Below are 21431 nucleotides of genomic sequence, written 5' to 3'. Positions count from 1 at the left end.
GGGGAATGGCCGGCCTCAGCCATTCCGCAACTCAGGATTCGCGTACAGCTAGGGCTTAGCCCATGCGGTAGTTAGGCGATTCCTTGGTAATAGCAACGTCGTGAACGTGGCTCTCCTGTATGCCGGCGCCGCTGATGCGAACGAATTCAGCCTTGGTGCGCAGTTCGTCGATAGTAGCACAGCCGGTCAGACCCATACAGGAACGCAGGCCACCCATTTGTTGATGCACAATCTCTTTTAGTCGGCCCTTGTAGGCGACTCGGCCTTCGATACCTTCAGGCACCAGTTTATCGGCGGCGTTGTCGGTCTGGAAATAACGGTCGGATGACCCTTTGGACATCGCGCCAAGGGATCCCATGCCACGATAGGATTTGAACGAGCGGCCCTGGAACAACTCGATGTCACCCGGGGACTCTTCGGTACCCGCCAGCAGCGAGCCAACCATCACGCAGGACGCGCCGGCGGCGATGGCTTTGGCAATGTCGCCGGAAAAACGGATGCCGCCGTCGGCGATAACCGGGATTCCGGTGCCTTCCAATGCGTCAACCGCGTCGGAAATGGCGGTAATTTGCGGTACACCAACGCCGGTAACGATGCGGGTGGTACAAATGGAACCTGGGCCAATACCGACTTTGACCGCGCTGACACCGGCTTCGACCAGCGCGACGGCACCGGCACCGGTGGCGACGTTACCGCCGATAATTTGCAAATCAGGGTATTTGTTGCGGGTTTCACGAATACGCTGCAGTACCCCTTCGGAGTGACCATGGGAGGAGTCGATCAACAGCACATCAACGCCGGCGACAACCAGCGCGTCGATGCGATCTTCATTGCCGGCACCGGCACCCACTGCGGCGCCAACACGCAGACGACCACGTTCGTCTTTGCAGGCGTTTGGCTTACGTTCGGCTTTTTGGAAATCCTTCACCGTGATCATGCCGAGCAGATGGAAATGCGCGTCGACCACCAAGGCTTTTTCCACGCGTTTTTCATGCATCTTTTGCAGCACCACCTCGCGGGCCTCACCTTCCTTGACGGTCACCAGACGCTCTTTCGGCGTCATGACCGCAGTGACCGGCTGAGACAAATCAGTGACAAACCGCACGTCGCGGCCGGTGATAATACCGACCAGTTCGTTGTCGTCGGTTACCACGGGAAAACCGGCAAATCCGTAACGGGCAGTCATTTCTTTCACTTGGGACAGCGTGGTGCCGGGGGTGACGGTTTTAGGGTCGGTGACCACCCCGCTTTCATGTGTTTTCACCCGACGCACTTCTTCCGCCTGGCGCTCAATAGACATGTTTTTGTGGATAAAACCAATGCCACCTTCCTGGGCCAGGGCGATCGCCAAAGGCGCTTCGGTCACCGTATCCATGGCAGCGGACAGCAAAGGGATATTCAAGCGTATGGTTTTAGTCAGTTGCGTGCCAAGTTCGGCCGTGTTAGGCAAAACGGTAGAATGCGCGGGTAACAGGAGGAGATCGTCGAACGTCAGTGCTTCTTTAGCGATACGTAGCATATGCAATATCTCACCGAATTAATGTATAAAATATTGCCGTGGCATTATACAGAACGTAACCGATTGCCTCCAGCACTTTTTAAAAAAAATGCTTGATAACCGCGACACGATAAGTAATATCAACCGATTAACCTTTGTTTTAGGAAGTTGATCTGGCTCACATGTCCATACCCCCTACCGCGCTGATTTTTACCGTCTCCCGTCTTAACCAGGCGGTACGAGAACTGCTGGAAGGCGAAATGGGCCAGGTCAGGCTTACCGGCGAAATCTCCAACTTTTCACAGCCCGCGTCTGGCCACTGGTATTTTACCCTCAAGGATGACCGGGCTCAGGTGCGCTGCGCCATGTTTCGTAACAGCAACCGGCGGGTCACTTTTGCGCCGCGTAACGGTCAACAGGTGCTGGTGCGCGCGGCGTTGACGCTGTATGAACCGCGCGGCGACTATCAGCTGATTGCCGAAAGTATGCAACCTGCCGGCGACGGTTTGCTGCAGCAGCAGTTTGAGCTGCTTAAAGCGCGCCTGTCCGCCGAAGGACTTTTTGACCAAATCCATAAGCAGCCATTGCCCAGCCCAGCCCGCAAAGTAGGCGTGATCACCTCCGCCAGCGGCGCGGCGCTGCACGATATTCTGAATATTTTGCGCCGGCGCGACCCGTCGCTACCGGTGGTGATATACCCCACCCCAGTGCAGGGGCTGGACGCGCCGGCGCAGATCGTCCGGGCGATTGAAAACGCCAATCGGCGTGGCGAATGCGATGTGCTGATCGTCGGCCGGGGTGGTGGATCGCTGGAAGACTTATGGAGCTTTAACGATGAACGGGTCGCTCGGGCAATATTTGCCAGCATCTTGCCGGTGGTCAGCGCCGTTGGCCATGAAACCGATATCACCATTGCCGACTTCGTCGCCGATTTGCGCGCACCGACCCCTTCTGCCGCAGCGGAACTGGTCAGTCGCAATCAATTGGAACTGGTGCGACAAATCCAGTCGCAGCGCCAGCGTCTGGAAATGGCGCTGGATTATTATCTGGCGCAGCGGCTACAGGCCTTTACCCGTCTCCAGCACCGTTTGCAGCAGCAGCATCCCCATCTGCGCCTGGCTCGTCAGCAAACCGCGCTCATCAAGTTACGCCGCCGCCTGGATGATAACCTACAGGGGCAGTTGCGCCTGGCGCAACGCCGCCATGAACGCACACTTCAGCGCTTGCATCAGCAGGCACCCGCTGCACGCATCAGCCGCGCGCAGCAGCAGTTGCAAAGCCTGCGCTACCGCCTGCAGCAAAGCATCGCCGCCCCCTTAAACCAGCAAGGGCGGCTGCAGGAGTTGGGTTATCAATTGCAGCAGGGAATGAATCGCCAGTTAAACCAACGGCAGCAGTCGTTCGGTAGGTTGTGTTCGCAGTTGGAGGCGGTCAGCCCGCTTAAAACCCTGGCGCGCGGCTTTAGCGTCACTACCAACGCCTCGGGCGCCCTGATCCGGCAAACTGTGCAGGTGAAAACCGGTGACCGGCTGACCACCCGTTTGACCGACGGTTGGGTGGACAGCCAGGTGATGACCGTAACACCGGCTGCGTTGCCGTCGCCCCGGGGCGCGAAATAAGTTCACCGCCACCACGCACTCACCTTAGCCTTGCTACCAGGCGCTATGAATTGACCTTGAATGCATCCGCGTTAACGCGCGCCAGCCAGTTATAACCGGCACCGATCAGCAGCAGCACGCAGGTGCCGAAAAACACCGGCCGCATACCAAAATGTCCGCCAATCATGCCACCCATCAGTGGGCCCACCACCTGGCCCAGATACTGAGCGGACGTCGAATAACCTAACATCTTACCGGCGATGTTATCCGGCACGTTATGACGAATCACGCTGGCGATACAGGGAAGCAATCCTCCCAGGGCCAGGCCCATGAAAAAGCGCAGCACCACCAGTTGCCATCCCTGGGTAACCAAGGCCTGGGGGATTAACAGCAGTGACGCCGCCAACAGACAGCCGATGATCACGTTCCATGAGCCAACGCGATCCGCCAGACGTCCTAGCCAGGACGCAGAGATAATGCTGCCCAGGGCAGCACTGGCCATGGTGAGGCCCGCCACCAAGGTCACATGGGAAGACGCGACCCATTGCGCCACATACAGCGTAATAATCGGCTCGATAGACATATTGGCAACCATCAGCAGGGTTCCGGTCACCAGCATCGCCACCACCGGCTGGCTAAAGCCGATGACGTTGCCAGCAGTTGACACGCTCGCTCGCCGAGCACCGGATCCCGGTTCCTCTTTAAGCAGGAAGGTGGTGACCAGAAAAGAGATAAAGATCACCGCACCTGCGACAATAAAGGTGGCACGGATCCCGATCAATGGCGGCAGAGTACCGCCAATCAACGGCCCGATAACATTGCCCGCCATAATACCCGAGGACAGTACCCCTAACGCCCAGCCGGTGCGAGCCTTAGGGGTCTGCGTCGCCACCAGGATCATGGAACCGGACGCATAACCCCCCAACAGGCCAGCCAGCAGACGTAGCGCCACCAGTTGCCCCACGCTGTGCGCCATGCCCAGTAGCGTCATGGCAATGGCCATGCCCAAACTTGCGCGGATCAACATCAGCTTGCGGCCGTAGCGATCCCCTAAACGCCCCCACAGCGGCGCGGTCAGCGCGGCGCTAAAAAATGTCGCCCCATAGGCCAGGCCCGACCATTGGCTGATGGCCGCAGGGTGGGTCACCCCCAGTTGCTCAATATATAGCGGAAGAAATGGCAGCAGTAGCGTCATCGCAATGATGGTCGTAAACGAGCCAAACACGCAGACCGCTAAATTTCGCTGCCAGTAGCGGTTGCCATCGACCAAGGCGGCAGGGGTGGCACTGAGCATTGATGACTCCTTTCGCTGGCCAAATACGAAACACGGAAAATTTATTTTTTTCAGGACGCAACGCATCAAAGAAGCAGAAATAATATCAATCTACTCGACATAAAAACAACTTCTGCCGGGCACAAAAAAAATGGCGAAACCACGAGCTGCTATTTATTTTGGTATTAAAGACGATACGGTGGTGAAATGGCGAATATCACGTAGATAACACTTTAATTATCCTTTTAGCTATGATAAAAAGACGGTAACCACTTGTTAATGAAAAGTAAAAATATCAAAGGATAAAAGAAAAAATTATTTATTTTCAATAATTTAACATCCATAAGTAATGTATATCTTAACCGGACAGTAACATCACTTTTTAGTTTACTTAGCCGCTGTCGGCTAATAGAATCGAAAAGTAATAGCAGACAGTATTGGGTTAAAAGCAATCTCAATAATATTGCCCTGCGGTATACACTCCATCTTTCAAATTGCAGATACGTTGGCTACACGTGGTAACCCGAATCACTTACTTAGATAAGTTCATCGGGACGTCACGCCTTTGTCGCCGGTCTGCAACCCGAAAGCTTTTGTGTAGAGACTTAATTTCTTACATAGAGACACTGCGCATGAAAGAGCATTTCATCGCATCCCTTTGCATGAATTTGTTGGCGTCAGCCCAACAGCAAAAGGCTGCGAATAACGCCCCAGTGGATGTTGTCCTTATTGGGGGCGGCGTCATGAGCGCCACGCTTGGGACCTACATTAAGGAACTGGAACCCGACTGGACCATCAATATGTACGAGCGGCTGGATAAAACCGCTGAAGAGAGCTCCAATGGCTGGAATAACGCCGGTACCGGGCATGCGGCGTTTTGTGAATTAAACTATACACCGCAGCAGGCAGACGGCTCTATCGATATCACCAAGGCGGTATCGGTCAACGAGTCGTATGAAATATCCCGTCAATTTTGGGCCTATCTGGTTAAAAACCGGATATTGGGCGATCCCAAGACCTTTATCAATAACGTTCCCCATATGAGTTTTGTCTGGGGGGAAGAGGACGTGAATTACCTGCGCAAACGCTACACCGCGCTACAGCAAAGTACGCTATTCCATGGCATGGAGTATTCAGAAGACAGCCATCAAATCAAACAGTGGGCGCCGATGATCATGGAAGGGCGTAAACCTTTCCAGAAAGTGGCCGCGACCCATATGGCCATGGGCACCGATGTCAATTTTGGCGAATTGACCCATCAAATGCTCAGCGCACTGGACAAGCATGACAATATCAATTTGCATCTGCAGCATGAGGTGGTTGATATCAGCCGCAATGCTGACAATACCTGGACGGTAAAGGTGGCCGATTTGGCCAACCAGGGGAAACAAACCTCAGTGCGGGCGCGTTATGTGTTTATCGGCGCCGGCGGTGCTTCGCTGCGTTTGTTGCAAAAATCCGGCATTCCCGAAGCCCGTATCTATGCCGGTTTCCCGGTCGGTGGCAAGTTTCTGGTCAGTACCCGTCCCGAGGTAGTTAACGGTCATTTGGCCAAAGTATATGGTAAGGCGTCGGTGGGCGCGCCGCCAATGTCGGTGCCGCATATTGATACCCGCATGCTGGATGGCAAACGAACCCTGCTGTTCGGCCCCTATGCCACCTTTAGCAGTAAATTTCTTAAGCGCGGTTCCTGGCTGGATCTGTTCGGTTCTTTGACCTGGCAGAACCTGCTACCCATGCTGCGTGTTGGTCTGGACAATTTCGGCCTGGTGGGTTATTTGGTGGAACAAGCACTCATGTCGCCCCCAAAACGCCTGGAGGCGCTGCGAGAATATTACCCGCAAGCCGAGATCGAGGACTGGGAACTTATGGATGCCGGCCAACGGGTACAAATCATTAAAAAAGATCCGATCAAAGGGGGCATTTTACAGTTCGGCACGGAAATGGTCAGCTCGGCCGACGGCACACTGGCTGCGCTGTTGGGTGCGTCGCCTGGCGCCTCCACTGCCGCGCCCATCATGCTGGAACTGTTGGCGAGCATGTTCAAGGAACGTGCGGCTAGCGATGCCTGGCGCGATAAGCTGCGTGAGATGATCCCCTCTTATGGTCAAACCCTGGACGGCAGTGTCGAAATGACCAATAAGATTCGGGCCTACACCTGCGACATTCTGCAATTGGCCTACCGTGAATCAGGGCTGGGGGATAATGGCACCGGTGCTGAACACTGGAACAACCTGTCGAAAGTCATCTAACCGCCGGCGCGCATAAACCAGCATCGGCGCCCATAGCGCAATAACCACTCTATTTCGGGTGGTGGCCCAGGCACCGGCGATGACATATGACAGGTAATGCAGCGGCTCAAGTGGGCCGCTGACGCATCCCAGCCGCGATCGGCACTCTCTTTGTGGGCGAAACCCTGTTTCCTTGATATGAGCGCAATTAGCGCCGTAATTGCGCGGCGATCTGCTGCAACCGTTCCGCCAGCTGCAGATGATTTTCATGGCCAGTACCCGGTTTGGCAGTGGAACCGCGAATAACCAGTTGGGTAGGTAAAACCAGCGATTGCGCCCCCTGGCGAGGGCCGTCATTAATATAAGCCACCAGCCGATTCACCGCTTCCCGACCCAGACAGTCAAAATCCTGAGAAACCGTGGTGAGCGACGGCAGGAAAAAAGCACTATCACGGGTATCATCATAACCAATAAGCGATATCCTCGCCGGTACGTCAAGCCGCAACTGTTGTAGCGCACTTAGCGCGCCAAGCGCCATCTGATCATTCCCTACCAGCAGCGCGGTAAAGGCATCCGGGTTACGGGTCATCTCCAGGGTACAATGATAGCCGCTTTGGGCGCTCCAATCCCCCTGGCGGCATATCGCCGGCGCTAAACCATACTCCTGTAGCGTCCGTTGCCAACTTTCTAAACGCAGTCGGGCAGAAACCGACGCGAGCGGTCCAGACAACAGTCCGAAGCTGCGGTGCCCCTGCCGGTATAAATGCTCTACGCTGGCCCGTGTCCCATCGTTAGGGTTAAAAATCACATGGAATACCTGCACGCTGGGCGGGACGTCTAGAAATAAACAGGGCAAGCGCGGGTTATCTGCAGCGACCTGCTGCGCCTGTTGCGCGTCCAGCGGCAGGTTCAACATCACGCCATCCACCCGTTGCGCCTGCAACTCATCCAGCGCCCGTTGCAATCCCCCGCCCGCGTCGCCATCGGCCAGTGCAATCAGCACGTTAAATCCCTGCTGGCTGGCGTAATATTTTAACGCAGAGGCAATTTGCGCCGGGGCGTGCAGCCCCAGTGATATGGTCACCAGCCCCAGCGTAAATCCGCGCTTGCCCGCCAACTGCTGGGCCATACGATTAGGCACATAGTTGAGCGCTCGGATAGCGTCCGCCACCTTAGCCCGGGTGGCGTCGGTAACATGGGCCGATTGGTTAAGAACTCTGGATACCGTTTGGTAAGACACGCCGGCCCGGCGGGCCACATCATCCAATGTGGCGTTTTTTGGTTTCAATACGTCTCTCCCGACAGTCCATCAAACCTCTCGTGGCGGCAATCATCCAGCCCTTTTGCCATGCCGTTAACGGGAGGGCATTATCTGATAGCCGTCCTCACACAGGCACGCTACATGTCACTACATAACACGACATGATACGACATGCAGGCACACTGTAAGTTATGCGCTCACATCATAACAAAAAGCACACCGAGCATTGCAATATTGGCATAGATATTTGCTTACTGGGTCATATTATTTGCCGTTCGGCATTGCTAAGATGACACTATATCCTTCAATATTACAATATGTGAGCGGATAACATTGCGCTCAAACCGAATCCGATTAACCGCCGCCTCGCGGCTAAAGGTAGACTATGTCTCACTTGCGCCCTGCCATCTTGTCCTCTTTACGTACCGTCCTATCACGCGAGGATTGGCAAAATCCTGCCGTGACCCATTACCATCGACTGGCGGCCCATGCGCCCTTTCACAGTTGGCAGGACGCGGAATCAGCGCGCATTGACGAGATCAGCCCAAACCTGCAGTCGCTCGATGGCGAGTGGGGTTTTAGCTATCACCCACGCCCCCAGGCGGTACCCGAAAGCTGGTTGCAAGAGGATTTACCCGCGACGGAAAATATTACCGTACCGTCAAATTGGCAACTGGCGGGTTATGACCAGCCCATCTATACCAACGTAAAATATCCGATACCGGTCAATCCACCATGGGTGCCCGATCGTAACCCGACCGGGTGCTATTCCCGCGATATCAGCATCCCGCAAGCATGGCTCAATGATGGCCAAACCCGGATTATTTTTAATGGCGTGAACTCGGCGTTTTATCTGTGGTGCAATGGCGTTTGGGTGGGTTATTCCCAAGATAGCCGGCTGCCGGCGGAGTTTGATCTGACGGCGTATTTGCATTCGGGTGCCAACCGGCTTTGTGTCATGGTGTTGCGCTGGTGCGATGGCAGCTATCTCGAAGATCAAGATATGTGGCGCATGAGCGGCATTTTTCGCTCCGTTTCGCTGTTGCATAAACCGCAGGTCGGTTTTGGTGATATCCAAATCCACACCCATCTGGATGCGCTTTTCACTGATGCTACCCTTGAGGTCGCCGTGGCGGTAGTCCCTCCAGCGGCGGCGACAAACCATACTCTCGACATCTCATTATGGCGAGAGGGGCAAACGGTGGCAACTCAGCGCTGCCCGCTGGGCACAGCGATTATCGACGAACGTGGTCGTTATGCTGAGCGGGTAAATGTCGCGATCCCGGTATCGTCCCCACGGCTATGGAGCGCCGAAACGCCCGATTTATATCGGGTGGTAGTGGTCCTGCGCGACGGCGAAAACCGCACGGTGGAGGTGGAGGCTTATGATGTCGGTTTCCGCCAGGTTGAAGTGAAGCAGGGTCTACTGCGGTTAAACGGTCAACCCTTGTTGATCCGCGGCGTTAACCGGCATGAACATCATCCCGGCCGTGGTCAGGTGATGGATGCCGAGACCATGCGCCAGGATATTGTGTTGATGAAACAAAATAATTTCAATGCGGTCCGCTGTTCGCACTATCCCAACCATCCGCTGTGGTATCGCTTATGTGACCAGTACGGGTTATATGTGGTGGATGAAGCCAATATCGAAACCCACGGCATGGAACCCATGAGTCGGCTGGCGGACGATCCGCAGTGGTTTGCCGCCTTTAGCGAACGGGTGACCCGCATGGTGCAATGCAATGGCAACCATGCCAGTATTATTATCTGGTCGCTGGGCAATGAATCCGGTCATGGCGCCACCCATGACGCATTATACCAATGGGTGAAAACCCGCGATCCCAGCCGCCCGGTGCAATATGAAGGTGGCGGTGCCAACAGCCGTGCTACCGATATTATCTGCCCGATGTATGCCAGGGTGGACCAGGATCAGCCCTTTGCGGCGGTACCAAAATGGTCAATCAAAAAATGGATTGGCCTGCCAGAAGAACATCGGCCACTGATCCTGTGTGAATATGCCCACGCCATGGGCAACAGTCTGGGTGGTTTTGCCGATTACTGGCATGCTTTTCGGCAATATCCGCGTTTGCAGGGCGGGTTTATCTGGGATTGGGCCGATCAGGCACTGGACCTCACCGGCACCGATGGCAAAACCCATTGGGCATATGGTGGTGACTTTGGTGATCAACCCAACGATCGCCAGTTCTGTCTGAACGGTCTGGTATTCCCCGATCGCACGCCACACCCGGCCATGGTAGAGGTCAAACAGCAGCAGCAATATTTTCAGTTCCAACTGCTGGAGAGCCAGCCGCTGCGCATAAAGATCACCAGTGAATATCTGTTTCGCACCTGCGACAATGAGGTCATGCACTGGTCGTTGGCGTGCGAAGGTATCACCGTGCAACGCGGGGAAATACGGCTCGTCCTGAAACCACAACACACCATCGAACTGACCCTATGCGACAGCTTGCCACAGCCGGACCGGCCAGGGGCACTCTATTTGCAGGTCAGCGTCGAGCAGCCGCAAGCCACCCCCTGGTCACCGCCCGGACACCGGGTAGCATGGCAACAATGGCCACTGGAGAGCGGTATTATCACGCCGCGACTCATCGATCCACCCCCGGGGAAGGCGCCTGTACTGGAGGAAAATGACCAGGCATTTAGCGTGCGCCAGGGTACACAGCGCTGGATCGTGGATAAACACAGCGGTCTGCTCGTCCAGTGGTATCGTGACGACGTGCCAGGACTGAATGCGGCACTCACCGATCAGTTTATCCGCGCGCCGCTGGATAACGATATTGGTGTTAGTGAAGCAGATAGGATCGATCCAAAGGCTTGGGTTGAGCGCTGGCGTGCCGCCGGTCTGTTTGATCTTAACCGTCGCTGCCTTTCCCTGCGGGCGGAGCAGTTGGCGGATCGGGTGATATTACGATCGGTACAGGGCTATTACTCTCGCGATACGCTGCTCATTCAGAGCGTGTGGCTTATCACCATCGACAGCTCCGGGCACCTGGAGACCGATATCCAGGTAAGCGTATCACCGAGCCTGCCGCCCCTGCCGCGCGTCGGGGTGGTTTGCCAGCTTGCGGACACGCCGCAGACGGTAGATTGGCTGGGTTTAGGGCCACATGAAAACTATCCAGATCGCTGTGCCTCGGCGCTATTTTCCCGCTGGCAACTGCCGGTGTCGCAGATGTTTACCCCTTATATCTTCCCGAGTGAAAATGGCTTGCGCTGTGATACCCGGCACCTGTCGGTAGCGGATTGGCAAATCGACGGCGAATTCCATTTTTCCGTCAGCCCCTACAGCACGGGCCAGCTCACCAATGCCACCCATTGGCATACGTTAAAACCGGAAACCGGACTCTGGCTGCACCTTGATGCCCAGCATATGGGTGTGGGCGGTGATGACTCATGGAGTCCCAGTGTACATCCAGAGTATCTGCTCAACCAGCGCGAGTACCGTTATACGCTGAGTTGGCGGCGGGAGTAGCGCCCTGGCTGTCGCCGCGAAGTGAGTTATACTTTATATGTTAATTATTAACATTAAGAGGCGCTTGTGGGTATCTATACTTCACGTTATCAATGCGTTATCCCGCCTTATATTCTACGACGGATTATCGAAAAGGGCAGTGAACATCAACGGCGTTATGCACAACATACTCTAACTCATGTTCACGCCTTGATGGGCCATAATCCCCTGCCCATCCGCTATCAGGCGGCAGAACAGGCTGGCAAGGCCGAGCGTGCTATTTATGATGCGCGCAATACCATGAATTTGCCCGGTACGCTGCTACGCAAGGAAAGCCAACCGGCAGTGTCGGATGTCGCCGCCAATGAGGCGTATGATTATTTAGGCGTAACCTACGACTTTTATTGGCAGATTTTCCATCGTAACTCCCTTGATGATAAGGGACTGCCATTAACCGGTAGCGTACATTACGGTAGCGCTTATCAAAATGCCTTCTGGAACGGTGAGCAAATGGTATTTGGCGATGGCGACGGTGAAATTTTTAACCGTTTTACCATCGCCATTGACGTAGTGGCTCATGAGTTGACCCATGGGGTGACGGAATCCGAAGCCAATTTAGTCTACTTTGAACAATCCGGCGCGTTAAATGAATCCATGTCGGATGTGTTTGGCTCGCTGGTAAAGCAGTTTCACTTGCGCCAGACCGCCGACCAGGCTGATTGGATTATCGGTGAAGGTTTGTTAGCCGCGGGCATCAAGGGCAAAGGCCTTCGTTCGATGTCGGCGCCGGGCACGGCTTACGACGATCCGGTCTTGGGCAAGGATCCGCAACCGGCCGATATGGACGGATTTGTGCATACCCGTGAAGATAACGGCGGTGTGCACCTTAATTCCGGCATTCCCAACCGAGCATTTTATCTGACAGCCATGGTATTAGGGGGCAATGCTTGGGAGAAAGCCGGTAACATCTGGTATGCCACAATATGCGATAATGGCCTAAAGCAAAACGCCGATTTCGCCGCCTTCGCCCATCTGACCGTTAAGCATGCCAGTGCACTTTTTTCCGATGACACTGCCGCCGCTGTTACCGACGCTTGGCGGCAGGTCGGTGTGTTAGCCAAAGCCAAATAGCGGTTTCGGAGGCATGACATGATGTTGTTATCCCCATTAGATGAACATACGGTACTTGACGTGACCCGCGAGGGGGGGCTGGCCTTTATACCGGCGTTTAACGTACACCAACGGGTCGCCTGGTGTGATCTCCCGTTGACGCAACGCGAACGCCTGTGTGCACTGATTAATCCCATGGCATCACAGGCAGCCGCTGACAGCGGCCCCAGTGCCGGACGCGGCGATCAGCGGTTTTATCGTATTTTGATTTTAGGACAAGATCCCGCACGGCACTTGCCGCCAGAATTCGAAATTGTGGTACCGGAAAGCAGCGCACCACCTGAATTGGCGATGTTATGGAAAAAAGGCAGATTGGAGTAGGTTAAGCGTGTCGACGCGGGGTTTACAGTGGGGCATACAACAGATTAACCCGCCGTTTAGAAATAAGGCCGTCGCCATGGGAACAAAAATAATCCACCGCGCCGCAAGCTTTAAGCACATCAAGCGGTTTACTACAATCCGGGCAAAGCGCCAACTGCTGGTAACGTCGCTGACAATGGTCACAATAGACATGATCATCGTGCGATTGCAGCGGAGATTGGCAAACCGGGCATCGCATTTCCATAGAATTCTCCTGTTCACATGCTGCTGGCATGATGGTCAACATCGTAACACACCGTCAAGCCTTGCGTATTCCCAGGCATGTGATAACGGCTCTCATCCTTGAGAACCCTCCAGCCGACCAAACATGCTCACCGGTGTAAGACTTATTTGCTCTTTTTGATATGGCTTATCAAACGCTTACGTTTACGCATCTGATTAGGCGTCAAGGTATTGTGCCGGCCGGCAAAGGGATTGGTTCCTTCATTGAACTGTATCCGGATCGGTGTACCCATGATTTCTAACGAGCGGCGGAAATAGTTCATCAAGTAACGTTTATACGAATCGGGCAGGCTTTTAACTTGAGTCCCGTGAATCACCACAATCGGCGGGTTATATCCACCAGCATGGGCATATTTGGGTTTTACCCGTCGGCCACGCACCAATGGTGGTTGATGTTCTTCCACTGCCATCAACATGATCTTGGTCAGCATTGAGGTATTGATACGTTTCGTTGAACAGCGGTAGGCTTCATTCACGGATTCAAACAGGTTGCCCACGCCGCTGCCATGCAACGCCGAGATAAAGTGCACCCGCGCAAAATCGATAAAGCCCAGGCGCATATCCAGCGTTTCTTTAACCTCATCCTTGGTTTCCTGCGTCAATCCGTCCCATTTGTTGACTGCGATGACCAACGAACGTCCGCTATTAAGGATAAAACCCAAAAGGGAGAGATCTTGATCGGAGATACCTTCACGGGCGTCGATAATCAGCAGAACAACGTTAGCGTCTTCAATCGCCTGCAACGTTTTGATCACCGAAAATTTCTCCACCGTTTCGGAGATTTTACCGCGCTTGCGCACCCCGGCGGTATCGATGAGGATATATTCCCGCTCATCACGCACCATCGGAATATAGATGCTGTCGCGGGTAGTGCCCGGCATGTCAAACACCACGACACGATCCTCACCCAGGATCCGATTGGTCAAGGTGGATTTGCCCACGTTGGGACGACCGACAATAGCCAGCTTGATCGGCAAAGACTGTGGATCGAACTCCTCCTCTTCATCGGGGGGAATTTGGTAATCCTCGTCGTCCTCATCGGTCCAAGGCTCCATACCAGGGTATTCAATCTTCTCGGCGGGAGCTTCGTCCTCAATCAGCGGCTGCAATACATGTTCCATCAGCCCGTTAACACCACGGCCATGGGAAGCGGCAATGGCAAAAACTTCACCCAGCCCAAGGGAATAAAAATCGCCCACCGCACTTTCAGCATCGATGCCATCGGTTTTATTGGCCACAACTACCGTGGTCTTCTTACGGCTACGCAGATGTTTGGCTATGCCCTGGTCGGCCGCCATCATGCCAGCGCGACCGTCAACCATGAACAGCACAATGTCCGCTTCTTCAATGGCCACCAGCGACTGGCCGGCCATGCGGGTTTCGACGCCGTCTTCGGTGCCGTCGATACCGCCGGTATCAACAACAATAAATTCATGGCCTTCCCATTCCGCACGACCGTACTTGCGGTCACGCGTCAGCCCGGGGAAATCCGCCACCAACGCGTCGCGAGTCCGCGTTAATCGATTAAACAGGGTGGATTTTCCTACGTTCGGGCGCCCGACTAGCGCGACGACAGGTATCATTGTTACAACCTCATCAGGTAATTTTAATTATTCAGCATATAAACAAAGCTGATTATATAAGACAAAACGGCTCCTGAACATGTCAGGAGCCGTTAATGGCCCGCTCGCGCAAACCTTCGGCGGCGGCGTGGTAAGGAAACTAGCGGGTAAAGGCGTAAACCTCACCGTTTTTCGACTGTACCAACAGTTTACCACCGGCTACGACAGGTGTGCTCTGCAAGCCCGAACTATCAACTTTTTGTTGCGTCACAAAACGGCCATCGGTGGTATTCATCCAATGGAGATAACCTTCGGCATCGCCGACTACGATGTAGCCGTCGAACAATACCGGCGCGGTTAAGTTACGGTGCAATAGCTCACTTTGACGCCAGATTTCCACACCGCCCTGTGTATCAAACGCCACCAGGCGATCATTTTGATCCACCACATAAATGCGGCCACCGTCAACGATAATGTCGTTCACCGAGCCGACTTCACGCTTCCAGATAATTTGGCCAGACCGGAGATCCAGTGCCGCCAGATCGCCATTATAAGCAAGCGCATACACCACGTTGTTGACCACAACCGGCGTCATATTCACGTCGTCCAGGCGGGCGATTTCGGTCGCGCCGCTAGGCTTTGAAATACGCTGCTGCCAAATCATCTGGCCTTGCTTCATCATCACTGCGCTGACACGGCCATTATCGCCACCGACGATCGCCGCACCAAACGCGGGTGTAGGTGCCGACTCGCCACGCAGCGTAAGCGCTGGCATATCCAAATTAACGGTCCACTTAACCGTGCCATCCGTTTCGTCGAGTCCCTGCAACATGCCATTGCTGGTATGCACCAGTACCAGGCCGTCGCTGATAACCGGCGTCGACAGGGCTTCCCCCGCCACTTTGGTCTGCCAGGCGACAGTGCCATCTTCAGCATTTAGAGAATAGACCTGGGCCTTTTCACTGCCGATAAAAACGTGTCCATTGGCAACCGCCAGGCCGCCAGACAGCAGTGCTGGCAGGTTACTGGAGAAAAAACCGGTTTTTTCCGACAGATCCACCGACCAGATCTCTTTGCCGGTATCAATATCCATGGCTTTTACTACACCGTGGCGATCGGCAGCAAACACCCGGTTATCTTGCCAGGCTGGATGTAGGTTGGAGTAAAAAGCACCCGTGCCGTCACCGACCGAACGACTCCAAACTTCAGTAGGCTGAAATTGATTATCCACCTTAGGCAGCGCAGACATGGTAACCACATCTTCCTCACCGCTAAATAATGAACAACCACTGAGCAAGGCAATGGAAATCAGTCCTACAAAAAATGTTTTACGCAATTGCATGGGGTCCCTCTTAGCTGGCCAGGTTGTTCAGTTTCATGCGCAACAAGGCTTGTAATGCCTGAGGCGGGTTCGCTTTAAGCGCTTTTTCATACGCGTCACGCGCCGCTTGGTTGTTGCCTTTGATGACCTGCGCGTCGCCACGGGCATCCTCTACTAAAGCCGACCACCCTGCATGCGTAATATTGCCCAGGGTTTTTAGCGCGGCATCGACATTTTTCGTCTGTAACTGCACGCGTGCCAGCCGGATGTTAATCAGCGCCTGGAGATTTTCTTCCTTGGTCTGGGTTAACGCCTTTGCCAACTGCTGTTCTGCTGCGGTGAAATTGCCTTTATCCACATAATAACGCGCCAGATCCATAGCGGTCAGCGCACCATAATTGTTATGGTTCTCATCCGCGAATTTCTGCGCGGCATCAACGCTCTTTTGACCGGTGTCCTTGGTCAGCGCCGTATTAACCTGCTGCCATGATGCCGACGAGGCCAGCATGCTGTCGTTTTGATGGTTATGCCAATAACGCCAGCCCACCAACGCGGCAATACCGATGACCACGCCGATAACCAACGCTTTACCGTTATCGGCTAAAAACTGGCCAAGCGCTTCACGTTGTTCGTTTTCCGAACTGTAGACTTCCACGGTGTCCTTCTCCTTAACCTAATATCGATGCCAGGCGCGCCGCTATATCGCTTTGTGCCAGCGACTCCTGGTCGCCCGTGGCCAGATTCTTTACCACCACCCGTTGCGTGGCAATTTCGTCCTCACCGAGCACCAGAGCCAGTCTGGCGCCCCATTTATCGGCTCGGCCGAACTGCTTTTTAAAATTACCACCGCCGTGGTTGGTCATGAGACGCAATTCGGGCATGGCGTCGCGAATGCGCTCCGCCAACGCCATAGCCGCACCGAGAGTATCGGTTCCAGAAGCGATCAGATAGACATCCACCGCTGCTTTAGGCGTAAAGTCTGGATTCACCGCCTGCACCAGCAGTACCAGGCGCTCCAGGCCCATTGCAAAACCCACACCCGGCGTGGCACGCCCGCCAAGTTGTTCCACCAATCCATCATAGCGGCCACCGGCGCAAACGGTACCCTGTGCGCCAAGGCTGGTGGTCACCCATTCAAATACCGTGCGGTTGTAATAGTCCAGACCACGAACCAAACGCGGATTAACCGTATATGGGATGCCAGCAAGCGCTAAAAGTTCACACAGTCCGTCAAAGTGCTGCTGAGATTCATCATCAAGATAATCAGTTAACACCGGCGCAGCATTTAGCAAAACCTGGATTTCAGGGTTCTTGGTATCAAGAACCCGCAACGGATTACTGTACATGCGCCGCCGACAATCGTCATCCAGTTGGTCCTTGTGTTGCTCAAGAAAAGCCACCAACGCATCACGATAACGGGCTCGGGCCTCAAGGGACCCAATGGAATTGAGCTCCAGCGCAACATCTCCATCAATCCCCAGCGCCCGCCACATACGGGCGGTGAGTAAAATCAACTCCGCGTCGATATCCGGTCCCATCAGGCCAAAGACCTCAACGCCCATCTGATGAAACTGGCGGTAGCGCCCTTTTTGCGGGCGTTCGTAGCGAAACATCGGGCCGATATACCACAGACGCTGTTCCTGATTATAAAACAGGCCATGTTCAATACCGGCACGCACACATCCTGCCGTGCCTTCCGGTCGCAGCGTCAGGCTTTCGCCGTTGCGATCGTCGAAGGTGTACATCTCTTTTTCCACGACATCGGTCACTTCACCAATGGCGCGTTTAAACAGCGGAGTGGACTCAACCAGCGGAATGCGAATTTCACTGTAGCCATAGCCGGCCAATACGTTTTTGAGCACGCCTTCGATACGCTGCCAAATGGCGGTATCCGTCGGCAAATAGTCATTCATGCCACGGATAGCCTGGATATTGTTTGCCATGTCGATTCTCTTTGCGTTTTTAATTACTTATCAATCAAATTGACGACGATACGATTGGTTTCATCAAGCATGGCGGCCTTGGCGCGAATTTTCGCTTCGAGCTGATCGATCATTTGCTCGTTGTCAAAGCGCTCCCGCTGGCGCACGCCATCCTCATAGAAACCGCTTTTATTATGACCGCCAGTAACACCGATGGTTGACACCAGCGCTTCCCCCGGTCCATTGACTACACAGCCAATGATGGAAATATCCATCGGGGTAATAATATCTTCAAGCCGTTGTTCAAGCGCGTTAACGGTACCGATAACGTCGAACTCCTGGCGCGAGCAGGTTGGGCAGGCGATGAAATTGATACCGCGTGCCCGAATGCGCAAGGATTTGAGAATATCAAAACCGACCTTCACCTCTTCTACCGGGTCAGCGGCCAAGGAAATCCTCAGCGTGTCCCCAATCCCCTCACTGAGCAGCAACCCCAAACCAATGGCGGATTTCACTGAACCGCTTCGTGCCCCGCCCGCTTCGGTGATACCGAGGTGCAGGGGTTGTTCGATGCGCGAAGCCAGCAAACGGTAGGATTCAACCGCCAAGAAGACATCGGACGCTTTCACGCTCACCTTGAACTGATCAAAATTGAGACGCTGTAAAATATCCACGTGTCGCATGGCCGACTCCAGCAAGGCTTCAGGCGTGGGTTCGCCATAGCGTTCCTGGATATCCCGCTCTAGCGACCCCGCGTTAACCCCGATCCGAATGGGAATATTTTTATCGCGCGCGCAATCCACTACCGAACGAATGCGCGCCTCGCTGCCGATATTACCTGGATTAATGCGCAGGCAGTCAACGCCGTATTCCGCTACTTTTAGCGCAATGCGGTAATCAAAATGGATATCGGCCACCAGCGGGACGTTCACCTGCTGTTTGATCAGCCGAAAAGCGTCCGCGGCGTCCATAGTGGGTACGGACACTCGCACGATATCAGCCCCGACGCGTTCAAGGGCCTGAATTTGCCTCACGGTCGCGTCAACGTCGGTGGTTCGGGTGTTGGTCATCGACTGCACGGCAATTGGCGCACCATCACCAATGGGCACCTTGCCGACGTAAATTCGTGTTGATTTCCGACGGTTGATGGGTGCTTTATTATGCATCAGATTTTCTCCATAATTGCCGAACAGCCGCCAAATCGGCGGCTAATTTTCGTAAATATTTGCGGCGGCTGATGGGTGTTTATTATGCATAGGATTCTCTCCATGATTGCCGGACAGTCGCTTAGTTGGCGGCTATCGTAAATCGCGCAACCTGGTTAGATCTGACATACCGGCTGAGATCAACCTGTTTGCCCTGGAATTCGATTTTAACCGCCGCCGGAGCGCCAATTTTCAATTTATACGGCGCCTTGCCAGACAAATCCAACTTACCGCCATTGTGTTGCGTACCGCTGAACAGCTTCTTGCCAGTATCGTCCGTCACTTCCAGCCAGCAGTCTGCGGTAAAATTCATTACCAAGCCATCGGAGCCGGTTTCAGCTGACGCAGTCGTGGGCTGAGGCTCCGTGGTTGGGGTTGGTGCAGGTGCCGGCGTGGGGGCCGGTGTGCCTGCGGTAGTGCCGCTAGTGGTGGTGCTGCTAGCGGTATGGGTGTTGAGTGGAACATTCGTGCCTTGCTGCACAGACCCCGAGCTTGGCTCAGCCCCGGTTGACGGCGGATTAACCGCTGCGGTGCCATTTTCACTGTCCGTGGGTTGGCCAGCATCCTCCACTGAGGCACCGTCACCGCCGTTCAGGGAGATGGCGGCGTTATTATTGCTATCCGAACCCGGTAGCCGGTTAGAGGATTGATCAGCCATATCGGTAATATCTTTCTGCTGGGCCTGGTGATTTTGCCACCACCAGGCGCCGGTCAGACCGATGACCACGAATAAAATAAGCCAGGTGAACCCCATCAGCCAGCCGTCTCGTTTTTTGCGTGTTTTCCCTAAGGAAAAACTCTGCATAGGAGCCACTTTCGAGGCGCGGATAGGCGCCTGTTTTGCCATCATCGGCAATAGCTCTTCTTCGGAGACATGGACCAAACGGGCATAGGAGCGGATATATCCACGTAAAAACGTCGACGCCAAATTTGGGTTGGCCTTATCCTCTTCTATCTCCCTTACGGTTGTCACTTTCAGGCACAGGCGTTCCGCCACGGCCTGCTGGCTTAAGCCCATTTGTTCACGGGCCTGACGCAGGCGAGTACCTGTCGTCGTTGCTGCTGTTTGATCTTGGAGGGCTTCAGTATTCATTAGCTAGGAACTGCTGGTACTGTTTAGAGTGTGGAAAACTTCGCGCAAGCCGTGCGCCATAACGTTTTACGTCATTCTGGCGTCCCGCTAACGCAGCGAAACGAATCTGTAACCATAAACTTTCAGCGCTGGCTGGAAGTATATGCTGATAAACATTCAATAATAATTGTGCTTTGTCGCCTTTCCCTTCACTAAATTTCCGGTCAGCTTCCGCCAGCAAAGTCACGCCTTTTTCCGGATCGTATTTCAACGCACGACTCAGTAACTTGCGCGCTTCGTCGTTCTTGCCTGCTTTATAAAAACAATAACCGGCATTTTCCAGACTGTCGGCAACCAGACCATAATCTGCGGCCTGAGCAGCAGCGACAAACTGTTGTTGTGCCGGTACATACTGCCCTAAACTACATAAAAACGCACCGTAATTATTTAGGACTGTGCCGTTTTGCGGCGCCAATTTCAGCGCCAACCGATATCTATTCTGCGCTGCGGCGTTTTCACCGACCCGTTGTTCATATAACGCCATGCCCAGTTGAGTACGATAATCATCCGGTGCGCCTTTAACAGCCTTGTCAAGATTTTGCCGCGCCGCATCAAGATTATTGGCCGCCAAATACTCCATACCCAACTGCAACCGGGTTTGCGCCGACTGAGAAGAAACATCGGTTTGCTGCTTGTTACTCGCACATCCATTCAAAAAAACCACTAATACGACTAGGGTGACTCTACTTAACCGACTCAGCATCATGCCCATACCCTTCATCTTTCGCGCCGCAGGTGCGTTGGCTGCACTCGTTCACCCGAATCACTTACCTGTGTAAGCTCATCGGGATGCTCTCCCTTGCCGCCTGCCTGCAACCCGAAATCTTTTGGGTAAACCTTCATCTTTCGCGCCGCAGGTGCGTTGGCTGCACTCGTTCACCCGAATCACTTACCTGTGTAAGCTCATCGGGATGCTCTCCCTTGCCGCCTGCCTGCAACCCGAAATCTTTTGGGTAAACCTTCATCTTTCGCGCCGCAGGTGCGTTGGCTGCGTTACTCGGCTCATCCATGAGCCTCGCCCCTTTGGGGCCGCTGCAAGCAGCGTTCAAATCTGCTCCCGGCAGATTTGTCGTTCACCCGAATCACTCTGTAAGCTCATCGGGATGCTCTCCCTTGCCGCCTGCCTGCAACCCGAAATCTTTTGGGTAAACCTTCATCTTTCGCGCCGCAGGTGCGTTGGCTT

The 21431-nt window shown here is 54.2% G+C and carries 16 protein-coding genes; 5 read left to right on the top strand and 11 right to left on the bottom strand.

Annotation, left to right across the window (positions count from 1 at the left end; translation table 11 throughout):
- Positions 1-55 precede the first annotated feature (55 nt).
- Positions 56-1519, bottom strand: coding sequence for an IMP dehydrogenase (gene guaB / locus SJI19_RS18355; protein ID WP_323479711.1), 1464 nt, complete (start codon positions 1517-1519; stop codon positions 56-58).
- Positions 1520-1680: 161 nt separating this feature from the next.
- Between guaB and xseA the strand changes: the two genes are divergently transcribed.
- A complete protein-coding gene (gene xseA, locus SJI19_RS18350) occupies positions 1681-3117 on the top strand; it encodes an exodeoxyribonuclease VII large subunit (RefSeq protein ID WP_323479710.1) in 1437 nt (478 codons plus the stop codon).
- A gap of 43 nt (positions 3118-3160) precedes the next feature.
- Here xseA and SJI19_RS18345 read toward each other — a convergent pair whose 3' ends face one another.
- Positions 3161-4390 carry an MFS transporter gene (locus tag SJI19_RS18345; protein WP_323479709.1) on the bottom strand — a complete coding sequence of 410 codons (1230 nt, stop codon included), beginning with the start codon at positions 4388-4390 and terminating at the stop codon, positions 3161-3163.
- Between the two features lie 611 nt (positions 4391-5001).
- Here SJI19_RS18345 and mqo point away from each other — a divergent pair.
- Positions 5002-6621, top strand: coding sequence for a malate dehydrogenase (quinone) (gene mqo, locus SJI19_RS18340; protein WP_323479708.1), 1620 nt, complete (start codon positions 5002-5004; stop codon positions 6619-6621).
- A gap of 187 nt (positions 6622-6808) precedes the next feature.
- Here the strand turns inward: mqo and SJI19_RS18335 are convergent, their stop codons facing one another.
- The gene (locus SJI19_RS18335) at positions 6809-7888 is read right to left on the bottom strand and encodes a LacI family DNA-binding transcriptional regulator (RefSeq protein ID WP_323479707.1); all 1080 of its coding nucleotides are present in this window, start codon (positions 7886-7888) and stop codon (positions 6809-6811) included.
- 358 nt (positions 7889-8246) lie between these two features.
- On the opposite strand from SJI19_RS18335, the gene SJI19_RS18330 reads away from it, so the two are divergent.
- The 3 genes from SJI19_RS18330 to SJI19_RS18320 all read left to right on the top strand — a co-directional run bounded on the left by SJI19_RS18330 (position 8247) and on the right by SJI19_RS18320 (position 12824).
- Entirely contained in the window at positions 8247-11354 is a 3108-nt protein-coding gene (locus tag SJI19_RS18330; protein WP_323479706.1) for a beta-galactosidase, read from the top strand.
- 72 nt (positions 11355-11426) lie between these two features.
- Positions 11427-12464 (top strand): M4 family metallopeptidase, encoded by a 1038-nt coding sequence (locus tag SJI19_RS18325; protein ID WP_323479723.1) that lies wholly within the window; start codon positions 11427-11429, stop codon positions 12462-12464.
- A gap of 18 nt (positions 12465-12482) precedes the next feature.
- A complete protein-coding gene (locus SJI19_RS18320; RefSeq protein WP_323479705.1) occupies positions 12483-12824 on the top strand; it encodes a protealysin inhibitor emfourin in 342 nt (113 codons plus the stop codon).
- 22 nt (positions 12825-12846) lie between these two features.
- On the opposite strand, the gene SJI19_RS18315 is transcribed toward SJI19_RS18320, so the two are convergent.
- From SJI19_RS18315 to pilW, 8 genes are all read right to left on the bottom strand, one after another.
- Positions 12847-13068, bottom strand: coding sequence for a zinc ribbon domain-containing protein (locus SJI19_RS18315; RefSeq protein WP_323479704.1), 222 nt, complete (start codon positions 13066-13068; stop codon positions 12847-12849).
- A 142-nt stretch (positions 13069-13210) separates the two neighbouring features.
- A complete protein-coding gene (der, locus tag SJI19_RS18310; protein WP_323479703.1) occupies positions 13211-14689 on the bottom strand; it encodes a ribosome biogenesis GTPase Der in 1479 nt (492 codons plus the stop codon).
- 139 nt (positions 14690-14828) lie between these two features.
- Positions 14829-16010: an outer membrane protein assembly factor BamB gene (bamB, locus tag SJI19_RS18305; protein ID WP_323479702.1), complete on the bottom strand. Its 1182-nt coding sequence runs from the start codon at positions 16008-16010 to the stop codon at positions 14829-14831.
- Between the two features lie 10 nt (positions 16011-16020).
- The gene (locus SJI19_RS18300; RefSeq protein WP_323479701.1) at positions 16021-16644 is read right to left on the bottom strand and encodes a YfgM family protein; all 624 of its coding nucleotides are present in this window, start codon (positions 16642-16644) and stop codon (positions 16021-16023) included.
- A 13-nt stretch (positions 16645-16657) separates the two neighbouring features.
- On the bottom strand, positions 16658-17932 hold the full coding sequence (gene hisS / locus SJI19_RS18295) for a histidine--tRNA ligase (RefSeq protein ID WP_323479700.1): 1275 nt from the start codon (positions 17930-17932) through the stop codon (positions 16658-16660).
- Positions 17933-17955: 23 nt separating this feature from the next.
- A complete protein-coding gene (gene ispG, locus SJI19_RS18290) occupies positions 17956-19077 on the bottom strand; it encodes a flavodoxin-dependent (E)-4-hydroxy-3-methylbut-2-enyl-diphosphate synthase (protein ID WP_323479699.1) in 1122 nt (373 codons plus the stop codon).
- Between the two features lie 121 nt (positions 19078-19198).
- A complete protein-coding gene (rodZ, locus tag SJI19_RS18285) occupies positions 19199-20209 on the bottom strand; it encodes a cytoskeleton protein RodZ (protein WP_323479698.1) in 1011 nt (336 codons plus the stop codon).
- Positions 20199-20954 carry a type IV pilus biogenesis/stability protein PilW gene (gene pilW / locus SJI19_RS18280; protein WP_323479722.1) on the bottom strand — a complete coding sequence of 252 codons (756 nt, stop codon included), beginning with the start codon at positions 20952-20954 and terminating at the stop codon, positions 20199-20201. The genes rodZ and pilW overlap by 11 nt, the downstream gene beginning before the upstream one ends.
- Between the last annotated feature and the right edge of the window lie 477 nt (positions 20955-21431).

Source organism: Acerihabitans sp. TG2 (assembly GCF_035013185.1).
Classification (GTDB): Bacteria; Pseudomonadota; Gammaproteobacteria; order Enterobacterales; family Enterobacteriaceae; genus Acerihabitans.
The sequence above is the reverse complement of the archived record's forward strand: the minus strand, read 5'-3'. Positions and strand labels throughout refer to the sequence as shown.

Bases quoted from the DNA above. Each gene is read 5' to 3' on its own strand.
- guaB (WP_323479711.1), bottom strand. From the start codon at position 1,519: ATGCTACGTATCGCTAAAGAAGCACTGACGTTCGACGATCTCCTCCTG.
- xseA (WP_323479710.1), top strand. From the start codon at position 1,681: ATGTCCATACCCCCTACCGCGCTGATTTTTACCGTCTCCCGTCTTAAC.
- SJI19_RS18345 (WP_323479709.1), bottom strand. From the start codon at position 4,390: ATGCTCAGTGCCACCCCTGCCGCCTTGGTCGATGGCAACCGCTACTGG.
- mqo (WP_323479708.1), top strand. From the start codon at position 5,002: ATGAAAGAGCATTTCATCGCATCCCTTTGCATGAATTTGTTGGCGTCA.
- SJI19_RS18330 (WP_323479706.1), top strand. From the start codon at position 8,247: ATGTCTCACTTGCGCCCTGCCATCTTGTCCTCTTTACGTACCGTCCTA.
- SJI19_RS18320 (WP_323479705.1), top strand. From the start codon at position 12,483: ATGATGTTGTTATCCCCATTAGATGAACATACGGTACTTGACGTGACC.
- SJI19_RS18315 (WP_323479704.1), bottom strand. From the start codon at position 13,068: ATGGAAATGCGATGCCCGGTTTGCCAATCTCCGCTGCAATCGCACGAT.
- der (WP_323479703.1), bottom strand. From the start codon at position 14,689: ATGATACCTGTCGTCGCGCTAGTCGGGCGCCCGAACGTAGGAAAATCC.
- bamB (WP_323479702.1), bottom strand. From the start codon at position 16,010: ATGCAATTGCGTAAAACATTTTTTGTAGGACTGATTTCCATTGCCTTG.
- hisS (WP_323479700.1), bottom strand. From the start codon at position 17,932: ATGGCAAACAATATCCAGGCTATCCGTGGCATGAATGACTATTTGCCG.
- ispG (WP_323479699.1), bottom strand. From the start codon at position 19,077: ATGCATAATAAAGCACCCATCAACCGTCGGAAATCAACACGAATTTAC.
- rodZ (WP_323479698.1), bottom strand. From the start codon at position 20,209: ATGAATACTGAAGCCCTCCAAGATCAAACAGCAGCAACGACGACAGGT.
- pilW (WP_323479722.1), bottom strand. From the start codon at position 20,954: ATGATGCTGAGTCGGTTAAGTAGAGTCACCCTAGTCGTATTAGTGGTT.